This window comes from Achromobacter kerstersii, from assembly GCF_902859595.1.
Lineage (GTDB): Bacteria > Pseudomonadota > Gammaproteobacteria > Burkholderiales > Burkholderiaceae_B > Achromobacter > Achromobacter kerstersii.
Genome location: NZ_CADIJQ010000013.1, coordinates 1 through 13,239 on the forward strand (window position 1 = coordinate 1; position 13,239 = coordinate 13,239).

Here is a 13,239-nt window from a genome sequence, read left to right on the forward strand (position 1 = left end):
AGCCTGAAACTATAACACAACTTTTGCAGATTATGCAACCGGCTTTTGCCTAATTTGCATCCTATCTTGCAACCCCGCCGCTTTTGCTTTCGCGCTAGCTTTGGCCCTGAACTCAGGGGCTGGTTACTGCTCAGGTGGCTAGCAATTTGATCCGGGTAAACCCTTGATCAACATCACCAGCCAAGCCCAAGACTATAGCACGATTTTTGCGGATTGTGCAACTGGCTTTTGCCTAATTTGCTGCAATCCTTGCAATAACCGCTTGACTCTCATTTCTGATCGCTTCGCGGCAGACCTGGCTCGTTTCCCCTTTTGGAGACCCTCGTTCGGCCTGTTGCGCTTGCCTTGCCTTCGCGGTTCAAAACTGTCTGAACTGCGAAGGAGCGAGACTATAGCACGGAAATTTTCCGTGTGCGCCCAAGATGACACCCTTTTTGCAGAAAGATGAAGTTTTTAGGGGACGCACCGAAGCCAGTACCCGCAATCCCAGCCGCATTGCCTCAGCAGGCCCTTCCCACAGGGCACGCCCACGTTTGCCGGGGGGTTCTTCTCCACTCTATATATAGGAGGGTGCCAATTAAGTAGGCGCTAGGTAGGCGCGCACTAAAAGTTAGGGCTACTCCCCCTGCCAGTTAGGGCTACTCCCCTGCCGAAACGCATCCGTTAGGCCCGCCTTATAGACCCTCTATATATAGAGATGGCAAAAACCTTTCACAGCCTGAGCTCGGTGGTCTCCTTGATCTGCTGCAGCGCGAAGAAAGAGCGCATGTCGATGACCGCAGGGTGGCGCATCAACGTGTCCATCGCGAATTTGGAGAAATGCGCCAAGTCAGCCACCTGAATGCGCAGCAGGTAGTCCATATCCCCCGACATGGCATAGCACTCAACCACTTCCGGCCAAAGCTGCACGTCGCGGGCAAAGTCGCTCATGGGCGCATGGCTGGAGCCGCTATGTTTGTTCAATCGGATGTTCACGTAGGCAAGCAACCCCAGCCCGACCTTTTCTGCGTCGATCAGAGCCACGTACTTCTTGATGAAGCCTTTCTCTTCCAGGCGGCGAACCCGGCGCAGACAAGGGCTGGGCGAGAGCGAAACCCGGTCAGCCAGCTCCTGGTTACTGAGCCTGCCATCCCTCTGCAGCTCAGCCAAAATCCTTAGATCTGTCCGATCCAGCTCGATGTCAGACATTTTTAGCCCCAAATTATTTATTGACGGCAATATTATTGCTCAATGGCGCATGTATTGAGCCATCTTTGCAATTGTCTGCCTGCGCTTCCTTCCTACAATCTCCGTCTAGACTTGAAGAACAAGTCGTCCTGAAAAATGATGCAAGGGAGCAGACCTATGAGCAGCGCTTTCCAACCCTGGGACAACCCGATGGGCACCGCCGGGTTCGAATTCATCGAGTACGCCGCGCCGGACCCCGCCGCGCTGCGCAAGGTGTTCGAGCTGCTGGGCTTCAAAGCCATCGCCAAGCATCGCCACAAGGATGTGACGCTATACCGCCAAGGCGGTGTCAACTTCCTGATCAATGCCGAACCGGATTCTTTCGCTCAACGCTTCGCGCGCCTGCATGGCCCGTCGATCTGTGCGATTGGCTTTCGCGTGCAAGACGCCAATGCCGCGTATAAGCGCGCGCTCGAACTGGGCGCCTGGGGTTTCGACTCGCATAGCGGCCCGATGGAGCTGAACATTCCCGCCATCAAGGGCATTGGCGATTCGCTGATCTATCTGGTTGATCGCTGGACAGGCAAGGAAGGCCACGGCGGTATCGGCGATATCAGTATCTATGACGTCGACTTCGTGCCGGTGGACCCGGGCAACGCGCAAGCTGACCTGAACCATCGCGGCGCCGGCTTGACGCTCGTGGACCACTTGACGCACAACGTCCACAAGGGCCGCATGGCCGAGTGGTCGGAGTTCTACGAACGCCTGTTCAATTTCCGCGAAGTGCGCTATTTCGATATCGAAGGCAAGGTAACGGGCGTCAAGTCGAAGGCCATGACCTCGCCGTGCGGCAACATCCGCATTCCGATCAACGAAGAAGGCACGGAAGAGAAAGGCCAGATCCAGGAGTATCTGGACCTGTACCGCGGCGAGGGCATTCAGCACATCGCCATGGCAACGGATGACATCTACAGCACGATTGAAGCCCTGCGCGAATCAGGCGTGGTGTTCCTGGACACGCCGGAAACGTACTACGAGCTGCTGGATCGCCGCTTGCCCAACCATGGCGAAGACGTGGCGCGCTTGCAGAAGAACCGCATCCTGCTGGATGGCGCCCCCGGCGGCGGACTGCTCTTGCAGATCTTCACTGAAAATCAAATCGGGCCGATCTTCTTTGAGATCATCCAGCGCAAGGGCAACGACGGCTTTGGTGAAGGTAACTTCAAGGCGCTGTTCGAGTCGATCGAACTGGACCAGATGCGCCGCGGCGTCGTGAAGACAGTCGAGTAAGGACTTCCCCCGCCAGCGCTCGGTGCTCGGGCATCGGCGCTGGCTTTGATACCTCACCTGGTGGTGAGGTTTTTTTTGCCCGCTCGAAACCGAACGAGCAAACCGGACTCAACGCGTCAGGCGGTCCTGGAATTGCTTGCGAAACTTGGCGACCTTGGGCGCGATCACGAACTGGCAATAGCCCTGCTCGGGATGCAGCGCGAAGTAGTTGCTGTGATAGTCCTCGGCCTGCCAGAACTTGGCGGGCGCCAGCAGCTTCGTGACGATCGGCGCGTCGTAAACCTGTTGCGCCTCGACCTCGGCAATGACGGCTTCCGCTTGCTCGCGCTGCGACTCGTTCTGCCAGAAGATCGCCGACTCGTACTGCGGGCCGATGTCATTGCCTTGACGACCCGGCGTGGTGGGGTCGTGCGTGGCGAAGAAGACGCGCAGCAGATCGCTGAACGACAACTCGGCAGGATCGAATTCCACACGGGCGACTTCGATGTGGCCGGTGTCCTTGCCGCACACCTGTTCGTAGCTGGGATTGTCGACGTGCCCGCCGCTATAGCCGGGCAGCACGCTTTTGACGCCCCGCAGATCAGTGAAGACCGCTTCAACGCACCAGAAGCAGCCGCCGCCAAGAACGGCGACTTCGTTGCCCGGAGAGGGTTGTTCTGCCATGACGATTCCTTTCTTGTAGTCGGCCGCTACCTGCGGCCGGCGCCCCGGCTTCATGCACGGGGCATAGAGAATAAGGCTACTGCTTGGGCGGTGCCAGCGACAAGATCCATTCGGCTAACAGCCGGGCGTCTTCCTGGCTGACGTGCGTCTGGGCGGGCATGGGCACGGCGCCCCACGCGCCCCGGCCGCCCCCTCGGATTTTGCCCGCCAGGTAGTCCACCATGGCGTCGCCCTGCCCTGCATAACGTTCCGCCACGCCCTTCAACGGCGGACCCACGCGCTTGATTTCCACTTGGTGGCAGGCCATACAGGCTTTGCTCTTGGCCAGATCCAGGCCAGTGGTTTGCGCATGGACCGCGCCAGCGCTCATGACGCCGGCCACGGCCAGCCACACACTAATCTTCAAATGCATCGGTTACTGCCCCACGGCTCGCGGTGCTGGCGAGCTTGCCGAATTTGGCGAGCACACCGCGTGTATAGCGCGGCTTGGGCGGGACCCAGGCCTGTCGACGAGCCGCCAGGTCTTCGTCGCTAATATTGAGCTGCAACAACAGCTTGTGGGCATCGATGGTAACCGAATCGCCCTCTTGAATCAGAGCGATCGGGCCGCCAACAAATGCCTCGGGTGCGACGTGACCCACCACCATGCCCCACGTGCCGCCGGAAAAGCGGCCGTCGGTGATGAGCCCAACGGTTTCGCCCAAGCCCTGCCCCACCAACGCGGACGTGGGCGCCAGCATTTCGCGCATGCCGGGTCCGCCCTTGGGGCCTTCATAGCGGATGACCACCACATCGCCATCCTTGATCTGCTGGGCCATGATGGCAGTCATCGCGTCGTCTTCGGAATCAAAGACGCGCGCGGGGCCGGTCATGACGGGGTTCTTCAGCCCGGTAATCTTAGCCACACAGCCTTCGGGCGACAGATTCCCCTTAAGGATGGCCAGGTGCCCTTGCGGATACAGCGCGCGGTCGATCGGCATGATGACGTCCTGATCCGCGCGCGGTGCGTCCGGCACGTGTGCCAGGGTTTCAGCAATGGTCTTGCCGCTGATGGTGATGCAGTCGCCGTGCAGCAGCCCTGCGTTGAGCAACAGCTTCATGACCTGGGGAATCCCGCCCGCGCGATGCAGATCGGTGGCCACATACTTGCCCGAGGGCTTCAAATTGCACAACACCGGCACGCGTTTGCGGATGCGTTCGAAGTCATCAATCGTCCACGGCACTTCGGCTGCATGCGCGATCGCCAGGAAGTGCAGCACGGCATTGGTGGAGCCGCCCGTGGCCATGATGACGGACACGGCGTTCTCGATGGACTCGCGCGTGATGATGTCGCGCGGCCGCAAGTTGCGCCTGACCGCGTCGACCAGCACGCGTGCCGATTCCGCGGCGGACACGACTTTCTCGTCGTCTTCGTTGGCCATCGTGCTGGAGTACGGCAAGCTCATGCCCATGGCCTCGAAGGCGGAGCTCATGGTGTTGGCGGTGTACATGCCGCCACAGGAACCGGAGCCCGGGATCGCGCATTTCTCGATCTGCTTGAAGTCGGCTTCGGGCATGCGGCCCATCGTGTATTCGCCCACGGCTTCGAACACCGAAACGATGGTCAGGTCATTGCCTTTGTAATGTCCAGGCTTGATGGTGCCGCCATAGACGTAGATGCCCGGCACATTGGTGCGGGCCAGCGCGATCATGCCGCCGGGCATGTTTTTGTCGCAGCCGCCGATCACCACCACGCCGTCCATCCACTGGCCCTGCGCGGCGGTTTCAATACAGTCCGCAATGACTTCGCGCGAGACCAGCGAATATTTCATGCCCTCGGTGCCCATGGACATACCGTCCGAGATAGTCGGCGTGCCGAACACCTGAGGGTTGGCGCTGGACGCTCGGATGGCGTCGATGGCGGCGTCGGCCAGACGCTGCAAGCCGCTGTTGCACGGGGTGATGGTGGAATGGCCATTGGCCACGCCGATCATCGGGTTGTCGAAGTCGGCTTCCTTATAGCCCAGCGCGTAGTACATGGCGCGGTTGGGCGCGCGCGCGACGCCGTGGGTGATGTGGCGGGAACGTTCGTTGTTCGGCATGGTCTGTCTCTCCTGTCGGCCGTCGGGGCGCGGACATGGCGAACGCACCCGGGAAGCTGGCTCGCTTGCATGCATGCGAATCTTCAGTGCTCGCCGGTTATTATCATTCAACTTTATTGTGTCGGGCAGAACATGCTGCAATATCCAAAATTCGACCCCGTAGCCTTGCAGATCGGGCCGCTGGCCATCCACTGGTACGGGCTGATGTATCTGGCGGGATTCGCCCTGGTGTACGTGCTGGGCCGCCGTCGCATCACCAGCGGCCACACCACTTCACTAAATGTGAAGGATCTTGAAGACCTGATCTTCTATAGCGTGCTGGGCGTGGTGTTGGGCGGCCGGCTGGGCTATGTGCTGTTCTACAAGCCGTCGTATTACCTGGCCCATCCGCTGGAAGTCGCGTATTTGTGGCAAGGCGGGATGTCGTTCCATGGCGGCCTGATCGGCGTGATCGTCGTCATGCTGCTGTTCGCACGCAAGAAGAAGCTGCCCTTTTTTGCAATCAGCGATTTCATTGCGCCGCTGATTCCGCTGGGCTTGGGATTCGGCCGCCTGGGCAACTTCATCAACGGTGAACTGTGGGGCCGCCCCACCGACGTGCCGTGGGCGATGGTGTTCCCGGACAGCGGCGACGGGCTCGCGCGCCATCCGTCTCAGCTGTATGAGCTGGGTCTGGAAGGCATTGTGCTGTTTGTGCTGCTTTGGTGGTTTTCGAGCAAGCCGCGTCCGCTGGGACAAGTGAGCGGGCTTTTCCTGATGGGATACGGAACGTTCCGCTTCCTGGTGGAATTCACTCGCGAGCCCGACAACTTCCTGGGTCTGCTCGCGGGTGGTTTGAGCATGGGACAGTGGCTGTCCCTGCCGATGGTCGCCTTGGGCGCCATCATGTTCAGTCTTACTGCAAAACGATCGTCCCGTTGACGGCGATGCTGACCGTGACGTCTCCCGCTTCCAGCGGGACGTCCGGGCTGTAGCCGCCAGAGGCGTCCTTGGCCATGGCTGCGGCGCCCATCATGCGCGGCATCGGCATCGGGCCGCCCGAACCGCCGAGTTCCAATTTGGACAAGCGGTAGCCTGAAAAGCCGAACGCATTGGCTGCGGCCAGTGCGCGGTCCTTGAAGGCCTGCGCGGCTTCTTTCAGCAGCTTGCGTTCTTCGGCTTCGCGCGCTTCGCGCGACAGCGAGAAGCTGATGTTCGAAATGGCGGTCTTGTCCGACAGCTTGGACGCCAGCGCGGCGGCCGCTTCGAAGTCCTTCGATTCCAGAACGATTTCGCCCTGGCCACGCCAGGAGCCGATCTTCCCCTTGCTATTGGTGTTCGGCCAGACGTTGTAGCCGCCGGTGCGAACCTCCACGCCCTTGGTGTCGCGCGCGCGCTTGACGGCGTCGTCCAATGCGGCCGTCAACTTCTTGCCTGCGGCCGGCTGATCCGGCGCCTCGACTTCCGCCGACAGCGAAATACGGACGGTGTCCTGCTTGACCTCGGACGACGCAGTCGCCTGCAACGTCATTTCGGGTGAGCGGTTCGTGGACGATTCCGTGGCGGCTGGCGCGGTGGCCGGCGTTTGCGCATAGACGGGTTGAACGGCGGCAATGGCGGCCACGGCTGCGCACGCTGCGCCGAGTTTCGTCAGCGAAAAAACAGGGTGTTTGAACATGGACTGGTCCTAGGAGGGAGGACTAAAGGAAAAAACCAGGGGGGAGGAAGAGCGGAGGGAGAGATGAGGTGCCCGGCGCGGACCTGCGCTAATGGCAGGCCCGCTGGGTAAATGCCCCGCCTGTGCCGTCAAGGCCGGCATCTCGAACCCTAGGGTAAGAGGTGGTCGCGTTCCGCGGAGCGTCGGGTTCGTCTACGAGAGACGATCACTCCAGCTCCACACTCCCGCAACCATATGCCGAAAGCATAGGTTCAGAGAATGTATGGCCTAGTCACGAACACGGCAGGGACAAACTGAAAATTCTTGAATACAGCTTATGAACGGTCAGAGCAGTTTTTCCTGACCCGACAAGGCGTCATCGAGTACTGCGTTCATGTCCTCAATTCTACGCTTGAAGTCGCCGACCGCCAAACCGCCTAGCGGACCGTCGGGTGCTTTCATGGCAAGAAGCTCGCCTGCGACCTGCAAAGCAGCCATCACGGCGATGCGTTCGTTGCTGGAAATCTTGCCGGTGCCTTGAATGCGCAACATCAGTTGATCGACGTGGCGCACGGCGGCCATCAGCGTGGGCTTCTCTTCAGCGGAGCAGGCCAGGGAATAGTCGCGCCCCAGGATGGTGACATCTACGCGTTCCATTAGTGTTGCTCTCCAGACGGTGCGCCCGGCAGACGGGCCAGCACGGCGTCGATGCGCTCGCGGGCTGCGGCGGCGGCCACGCGCAAGCGCTGTAATTCGGTGTCGCGGGATTGCAGGTTGCCCTGCAACTCGGTTTCTCGTGCCGAGAAACGCGATTCAAGCGATTGACGTTCAGTGGCTTCGCGAGCGAGCTGTTCACGCAGGGCGACTTCGGCCTGCTGTGCCTGCTCGAGCATCGCGGTGACCGCGCCGTCGTGATCTTGAAGCTTGCTTTTCAGCGTGACGATTTCAGCCTCGCGCTCGGCGGCGCGCTGCTTGAGCACGCGCTGCTCAGCTTCGAAGTCATTCAGGCGGAGGCGCAACGCGTCACGCTCTGCGTGGAGTTGGCGGGTGCGTTGCACCAGTTGCCCGATTCGGGCGGCGAGTTGGTCTAGATCTTGCAGCATGGGCGCTATCGTAAACCATCCTGAGTTGAACCGGGCCTCTTCACGCAAGGTGAGAAACCCGGCAATATTCAGTAGGAAATACGGTTGTGATTTCGGGCGGCGCGAGGCTAACCGATTCCGGCCCCTGAAGAAAAGTCCCCCTCCTCCAAATTCCCCGCATCCGGCCGATCTGGCTTTCGCATTTCTTTCTATAAACTTTCACTTAGCTTTCAAAAAACCCTCAAACCCGCTGCGAGGTTACATCTGGGGGTCGGGAGTTCCCGAATTCTAGGGAAAACCCCAGCCTTTCACCGAGCTTACAGGGTTTGCAGCGTGGCAGGCGTCCATTACCATTCGCCCTTTCAAGAAACCACGCCGTCGCTTTCAGAATAACTAATGGCACCCCGAAGTGCCTTTTTTGTGCCTGTCACTCGCCTTTCGGCGGGTCCCATCCGGCTACAAACTTTTTTATCTACATGCTGTAAACAGGAGCCAACCAATCATGCAGCTACGCAATCGACAGGACTTCTGGTCTGGGGTGATGTTCATCGCCCTTGGACTGGGATTCGCCTGGCAAGCCAGCAGCTACCAAATGGGTACTGCCGCCCGAATGGGCCCAGGGTACTTTCCTTTCTGGCTAGGCATTGTTCTGGCTTTGCTGGGCGCCATCGTGCTGCTTGGCTCGCTTTCCAAGAAAGCGCACGAAACGCATGTCGACAAGTTCGACTGGCGCATTGTTTTTCTCGTCGTGGGTTCGGTGGTGTTGTACGGCTTCATCCTCAAGCCGCTGGGCATCTACCTTTCGGTATTCATCCTGGTTGTCGTAAGCAGCCTGGCCAGCCATGAGTTCAGCCTGAAGGTCGCCGTCGCCAACGCGATCTTCCTGGTGGTGTTCTCGTATCTGGCATTCGTCAAGGGGCTGGGGCTGATCTTCCCGCTGTGGCCGTCCTTTCTGGGCATGAACTAAGGAGCAACCGGTCATGGAATTGTTTGACAACCTGATGTTGGGCTTTTCGGTAGCGTTTACGCCCGAGAACTTGGCCTACGCACTGCTGGGCTGCATCCTGGGTACGCTGATTGGCGTGTTGCCGGGTATTGGCCCGGTCCCGACCATCGCGATGCTGCTTCCGATCACGTATGTGTTGCCCCCGATTGCCGGCTTGATCATGCTTGCAGGCATCTATTACGGCGCGCAATACGGCGGTTCGACCACGGCAATTCTTGTGGCGCTGCCAGGGGAAACGTCCGCGGTGGTGACCGTGCTGGACGGTCACCAGATGGCCCGTAATGGCCGTGCTGGCGCCGCGCTGGCTATCGCCGCTCTGGGTTCGTTCTTCGCCGGTTGCGTCGCCACGCTGCTGTTGGCTGCGTTTGCGCCCCCGCTGGCTGAAGTCGCCTTCAAGTTCGGCCCCGCCGAGTACTTCTCGCTGATGTGCCTGGGCCTGGTTGGCGCCGTGGTGCTGGCTTCGGGCTCGCTGCCCAAGGCGATCTCGATGATCATCCTGGGCCTGCTGCTCGGCATGGTCGGCACCGACGTCAACTCTGGCGTTGCCCGCTTCGACTTCGGCATTCCCGAACTGCAAGACGGTATCGACTTCGCCATCGTGGCCATGGGCGTGTTCGGCTTTGCCGAAATCATGACCAACCTCGAGCAGAAGGAAAACCGCGTCGACATCACCGACAAGATCGGCTCGCTGTACCCGAACAAGCAGGAATTCAAGGAAGCGTACCCGGCAGTGCTGCGCGGTACCGCCCTGGGTTCGGCCCTGGGTATCTTGCCCGGCGGTGGCGCCGTGCTGTCGTCGTTTGCTTCCTACACGCTGGAAAAGAAGATCTCGCGGAATCCGGAACGCTTCGGCAAGGGCCACCCGGCCGGCCTGGCAGGCCCGGAATCGGCAAACAACGCTGCAGCCCAGACGTCGTTCATTCCGCTGCTGACGCTCGGTATCCCGGGTAACGCCGTGATGGCGCTGATGGTTGGCGCAATGACGATTCACAACATCCAGCCCGGCCCGCAAGTCATGACGAGCCACCCGGAGCTGTTCTGGGGCCTGATCGCCTCGATGTGGATCGGCAACCTGATGCTGGTGGTGCTGAACCTGCCGCTGATCGGCCTGTGGGTCAAGCTGCTGAAGGTGCCTTACCGCATCCTGTTCCCGGCGATTTTGGTGTTCTGCACGATCGGTGTGTATTCGTTGAACTACAACTCGTTCGACATCTTCACAACGGCAATCTTCGGTGTGATCGGCTACGTGTGGTCGAAGCTGAAGTGCGAAGGCGCACCGCTGCTGCTGGGCCTGGTTCTGGGCCCCATGATGGAAGAGAACTTCCGCCGTGCATTGCTGCTGTCGCGTGGCGATTTCACCACCTTCGTGACCCGTCCTCTGTCGGCTTCCCTGCTGGCCGTGGCCGCGATCCTGGTGATCCTGGTGGCTCTGCCCGCCATTCGCAAGAAGCGCGAAGAGACCTTCGTCGAAGAAGAGTAAAGCCCGATTTGCCGTCCTTGCGGCGGCAGTCCTGCTCTCAAAGACCCCCCGGCACCGTCCGGGGGTTTTTCTTTGCGCGCTCAAAATGCACACCCGCCAAAAGCTACTAATAAATTCCATTTACTACTGACTGTGTTTGATTGCGATTTATCTACGGTAAGCTACGGGTTTACCCCACGCGATGATTCGGCATGAATTTCGACTGGCACAACCCCTACTCCACCACCCGGACTCCGGTGTTCGCCCGCAACGTGGTCGCCACTTCGCAACCCTTGGCTGCCCAGGCCGGGTTGCGAGTGCTTGCTCAAGGCGGTAATGCCGTTGATGCCGCCATCGCCGCTGCCGCGACGCTGGCATTGACCGAACCGGTCAGTAACGGACTGGGTTCCGATTGCTTCGCCATCGTCTGGGATGGTTCGAAGCTGCATGGATTGAACGCATCAGGCACCGCCCCTGCCGCCTGGAACGTCGATTACTTCCGCCGCAAGCATCAAGGCGTGATCCCGATGCGGGGATGGGACAGCGTCACCGTGCCGGGTTGCGTGGCGGGATGGGCCGCATTGCATGAAAAGTTGGGCTCGCTGGCGTTCGCGGACGTGCTGGCGCCGGCCATCGAATACGCTGAACGCGGCTACGCCGTGTCGCCCATGGTGCAAGAAAAGTGGGCGGCGCAGGCCGACGTGCTGCATCCCCAGCCCGGATTCGCGGATCACTTTCTACCCCGAGGCCGCCCGCCCCACATCGGCGAACATTTCGTGCTGCAAGGCGCCGCGGCAACCCTCAAGCGCATTGCCGCAACCGGCGGACGTGACTTCTACGAAGGCGAAACCGCGCATAAGCTCGTGGCGCACGCGCAAGCCCACGACGCCGCGCTGACGCTGGCCGACCTGCGGGACTACGCGCCGGAATGGGTCGCCCCCATCAGCCAGCCGTATCGCGGCCACACGCTGCATCAGATTCCGCCCAACGGCCAGGGCATCGCAGCGCTGATTGCCCTGGGCATTTTGCAGAACTTTGATCTGGCGGCCCGCCCGATCGACCACCCCGACACCCAGCACCTGCTGATCGAAGCCATGAAACTGGCATTCGCCGATGTCTACGCGCATGTGGCCGACGCGCGCCACATGCGCATGACGCCCGAGCAGATGCTGCGCCCCGATTATCTGGCCGAGCGCGCGGGGCTGATCGACCCCAATGTGGCTCAGGCCTTCGCCTCGGGCCATGCGCCGCAGGGCGGTACCGTCTACCTGACCGCGGCCGACAAGCGCGGCATGATGGTGAGCTTCATCCAATCGAACTACATGGGCTTCGGCTCAGGCGTGGTGGTGCCGGGTACGGGTGTCAGCCTGCAAAACCGTGGACACTGCTTCAGCACCCAGCCCGATCACCCCAATGTGGTGGCGGGCGGCAAGCGGCCCTTCCACACGATCATCCCCGGGTTCCTGATGCGTAACGGGGCGCCGGTGATGAGCTTTGGCGTCATGGGCGGCAATATGCAGCCGCAGGGGCAGGTGCAGACGCTCGTGCGCATGCTGGACTATGGCCAGCAGCCGCAGGCCGCCTGCGACGCGCCTCGCTGGAAATGGAACCATGGGCTGGCCGTAGACGCCGAAGCCGGCCTTGCGCCTGCCGTGGCCCAAGGGCTGCGCGCGCGTGGCCATGTGCTGGAAGGCATCGACGACCCCTACATGGACTTCGGATCGGGCCAATTCATCTGGCGGCTGGGCGACCCCGCTGTGGACGGGTATGTCAGCGCCAGCGATAGCCGTCGAGATGGACTCGCCGCCGGCTTTTGATTGCGTTAAGGTTACTGTCCTCAGACTGACCTTACCTACCTAGCGTGGAGTCCCCTGCATGGCAACGATCGGTACCAAGAGCTACGACGCGGTCGTAGCACAGAAAGTCGCTTTTCTCGGCTTGGGCGTCATGGGCTTGCCCATGGCCGGCCACCTGGCCCGCGCCGGGCACGACGTGACCGTCTACAACCGCACGCCCGCCAAAGCGCAAGCCTGGGTCGCCGAGTTCGGTGGCCGCCATGCCGCGACGCCGCGTGAAGCCGTTGCTGGCGCACAAATCGTCTTCGCCTGCGTGGGCAATGACGATGACCTGCGCAGCGTGGTGCTGGGACCCGACGGCGCGTTCGCTGGCATGGCGCCGGGCGCCGTGTTCGTCGACCACACCACCGCGTCCGCCGATGTTGCGCGCGAACTCTACGCTCAAGCCAAGGGCCTGGGCCTGAATTTCGTGGACGCGCCCGTCTCGGGCGGACAGGCCGGCGCCGTCAATGGCGCGCTGACCATCATGTGCGGCGGTGAACAAGCCGTGTTCGACGCCATCAAGCCGGTGGCGCAGAGCTTTGGCCGCGCGGTCACGCTGGTGGGCGCATCGGGCGCCGGACAGCTGGCCAAGATGGTCAACCAGATCTGCATCGCCGGCCTCGTGCAGGGCTTGTCCGAAGCCGTGGCCTTTGGCCAGGCGGCGGATCTGGACATGAAGCTCGTGCTGGATGTGATCAGCAAGGGCGCGGCACAAAGCTGGCAGATGGAAAACCGGGGCGGCACCATGGTCGACGACAAGTTCGACTTCGGCTTCGCGGTGGATTGGATGCGCAAGGACCTGGGCCTGGTACTGGCCGAGGCGCGCAACAACGGCGCGCGCGTGCCGGTGACGGCGCTGGTGGATCAGTTTTATGGCGACGTCCAAAAGATGGGCGGCGGCCGCTGGGATACGTCCAGCCTGATCAAGCGTTTGCGCGACTAAGCCGCGCGGCGTGTTCTTAGCCTTAGCCGCGCAGCAGCGGCCATGAAAAAGGCGAGCCCTGCGGCTCGCCTTTT

At 61.1% G+C, this 13,239-nt stretch carries 13 protein-coding genes and 1 other RNA gene; 6 read left to right on the forward strand and 8 right to left on the reverse strand.

The window, feature by feature from the left end; translation table 11 throughout:
- Positions 1-711: 711 nt before the first annotated feature.
- Positions 712-1,188, reverse strand: a complete 477-nt coding sequence (locus tag HV765_RS27560) for an Lrp/AsnC family transcriptional regulator (RefSeq protein WP_054427370.1) — start codon at positions 1,186-1,188, stop codon at positions 712-714.
- A gap of 156 nt (positions 1,189-1,344) precedes the next feature.
- On the opposite strand from HV765_RS27560, the gene hppD reads away from it, so the two are divergent.
- Complete coding sequence (gene hppD, locus HV765_RS27565) at positions 1,345-2,457, forward strand: 4-hydroxyphenylpyruvate dioxygenase (RefSeq protein ID WP_175171617.1); 1,113 nt, start codon at positions 1,345-1,347, stop codon at positions 2,455-2,457.
- A 108-nt stretch (positions 2,458-2,565) separates the two neighbouring features.
- Here the strand turns inward: hppD and msrA are convergent, their stop codons facing one another.
- The 3 genes from msrA to ilvD form a co-directional block, all read right to left on the reverse strand.
- The gene (msrA, locus tag HV765_RS27570) at positions 2,566-3,120 is read right to left on the reverse strand and encodes a peptide-methionine (S)-S-oxide reductase MsrA (RefSeq protein ID WP_054427368.1); all 555 of its coding nucleotides are present in this window, start codon (positions 3,118-3,120) and stop codon (positions 2,566-2,568) included.
- A 76-nt stretch (positions 3,121-3,196) separates the two neighbouring features.
- On the reverse strand, positions 3,197-3,532 hold the full coding sequence (locus HV765_RS27575; protein ID WP_175171618.1) for a c-type cytochrome: 336 nt from the start codon (positions 3,530-3,532) through the stop codon (positions 3,197-3,199).
- Complete coding sequence (gene ilvD, locus HV765_RS27580; protein WP_054427367.1) at positions 3,516-5,201, reverse strand: dihydroxy-acid dehydratase; 1,686 nt, start codon at positions 5,199-5,201, stop codon at positions 3,516-3,518. The genes HV765_RS27575 and ilvD overlap by 17 nt, the downstream gene beginning before the upstream one ends.
- 132 nt (positions 5,202-5,333) lie before the next feature.
- Between ilvD and lgt the strand changes: the two genes are divergently transcribed.
- Positions 5,334-6,122 (forward strand): prolipoprotein diacylglyceryl transferase, encoded by a 789-nt coding sequence (gene lgt / locus HV765_RS27585; protein ID WP_054427366.1) that lies wholly within the window; start codon positions 5,334-5,336, stop codon positions 6,120-6,122.
- Here the strand turns inward: lgt and HV765_RS27590 are convergent.
- From HV765_RS27590 to HV765_RS27605, 4 genes are all read right to left on the reverse strand, one after another.
- Entirely contained in the window at positions 6,097-6,858 is a 762-nt protein-coding gene (locus tag HV765_RS27590) for an SIMPL domain-containing protein (RefSeq protein WP_175171619.1), read from the reverse strand. The two genes, lgt and HV765_RS27590, sit on opposite strands and share 26 nt — an antisense overlap.
- A gap of 109 nt (positions 6,859-6,967) precedes the next feature.
- A non-coding RNA gene (ssrS, locus tag HV765_RS27595) (6S RNA) lies at positions 6,968-7,150 on the reverse strand.
- A 32-nt stretch (positions 7,151-7,182) separates the two neighbouring features.
- Positions 7,183-7,494 (reverse strand): cell division protein ZapA, encoded by a 312-nt coding sequence (locus tag HV765_RS27600; RefSeq protein WP_006217444.1) that lies wholly within the window; start codon positions 7,492-7,494, stop codon positions 7,183-7,185.
- Entirely contained in the window at positions 7,494-7,940 is a 447-nt protein-coding gene (locus tag HV765_RS27605; protein WP_054427364.1) for a hypothetical protein, read from the reverse strand. Before HV765_RS27605 ends, HV765_RS27600 begins: the two co-directional genes overlap by 1 nt.
- Positions 7,941-8,421: 481 nt before the next feature.
- On the opposite strand from HV765_RS27605, the gene HV765_RS27610 reads away from it, so the two are divergent.
- From HV765_RS27610 to HV765_RS27625, 4 genes are all read left to right on the forward strand, one after another.
- A complete protein-coding gene (locus HV765_RS27610; protein WP_054427363.1) occupies positions 8,422-8,886 on the forward strand; it encodes a tripartite tricarboxylate transporter TctB family protein in 465 nt (154 codons plus the stop codon).
- Between the two features lie 13 nt (positions 8,887-8,899).
- Positions 8,900-10,405, forward strand: a complete 1,506-nt coding sequence (locus tag HV765_RS27615) for a tripartite tricarboxylate transporter permease (RefSeq protein WP_054427362.1) — start codon at positions 8,900-8,902, stop codon at positions 10,403-10,405.
- Positions 10,406-10,596: 191 nt separating this feature from the next.
- A complete protein-coding gene (locus HV765_RS27620) occupies positions 10,597-12,201 on the forward strand; it encodes a gamma-glutamyltransferase family protein (protein ID WP_175171620.1) in 1,605 nt (534 codons plus the stop codon).
- Between the two features lie 58 nt (positions 12,202-12,259).
- Positions 12,260-13,165, forward strand: coding sequence for an NAD(P)-dependent oxidoreductase (locus tag HV765_RS27625; RefSeq protein ID WP_054427360.1), 906 nt, complete (start codon positions 12,260-12,262; stop codon positions 13,163-13,165).
- Positions 13,166-13,239 lie beyond the last annotated feature (74 nt).

What these genes read in the sequence shown, in the direction of transcription:
- lgt (WP_054427366.1), top strand. Translation starts at nt 5,334, where the DNA reads ATGCTGCAATATCCAAAATTCGACCCCGTAGCCTTGCAGATCGGGCCG.
- hppD (WP_175171617.1), top strand. Translation starts at nt 1,345, where the DNA reads ATGAGCAGCGCTTTCCAACCCTGGGACAACCCGATGGGCACCGCCGGG.
- HV765_RS27560 (WP_054427370.1), bottom strand. Translation starts at nt 1,188, where the DNA reads ATGTCTGACATCGAGCTGGATCGGACAGATCTAAGGATTTTGGCTGAG.
- HV765_RS27615 (WP_054427362.1), top strand. Translation starts at nt 8,900, where the DNA reads ATGGAATTGTTTGACAACCTGATGTTGGGCTTTTCGGTAGCGTTTACG.
- HV765_RS27590 (WP_175171619.1), bottom strand. Translation starts at nt 6,858, where the DNA reads ATGTTCAAACACCCTGTTTTTTCGCTGACGAAACTCGGCGCAGCGTGC.
- HV765_RS27600 (WP_006217444.1), bottom strand. Translation starts at nt 7,494, where the DNA reads ATGGAACGCGTAGATGTCACCATCCTGGGGCGCGACTATTCCCTGGCC.
- HV765_RS27605 (WP_054427364.1), bottom strand. Translation starts at nt 7,940, where the DNA reads ATGCTGCAAGATCTAGACCAACTCGCCGCCCGAATCGGGCAACTGGTG.
- ilvD (WP_054427367.1), bottom strand. Translation starts at nt 5,201, where the DNA reads ATGCCGAACAACGAACGTTCCCGCCACATCACCCACGGCGTCGCGCGC.
- HV765_RS27620 (WP_175171620.1), top strand. Translation starts at nt 10,597, where the DNA reads ATGAATTTCGACTGGCACAACCCCTACTCCACCACCCGGACTCCGGTG.
- msrA (WP_054427368.1), bottom strand. Translation starts at nt 3,120, where the DNA reads ATGGCAGAACAACCCTCTCCGGGCAACGAAGTCGCCGTTCTTGGCGGC.
- HV765_RS27610 (WP_054427363.1), top strand. Translation starts at nt 8,422, where the DNA reads ATGCAGCTACGCAATCGACAGGACTTCTGGTCTGGGGTGATGTTCATC.
- HV765_RS27625 (WP_054427360.1), top strand. Translation starts at nt 12,260, where the DNA reads ATGGCAACGATCGGTACCAAGAGCTACGACGCGGTCGTAGCACAGAAA.
- HV765_RS27575 (WP_175171618.1), bottom strand. Translation starts at nt 3,532, where the DNA reads ATGCATTTGAAGATTAGTGTGTGGCTGGCCGTGGCCGGCGTCATGAGC.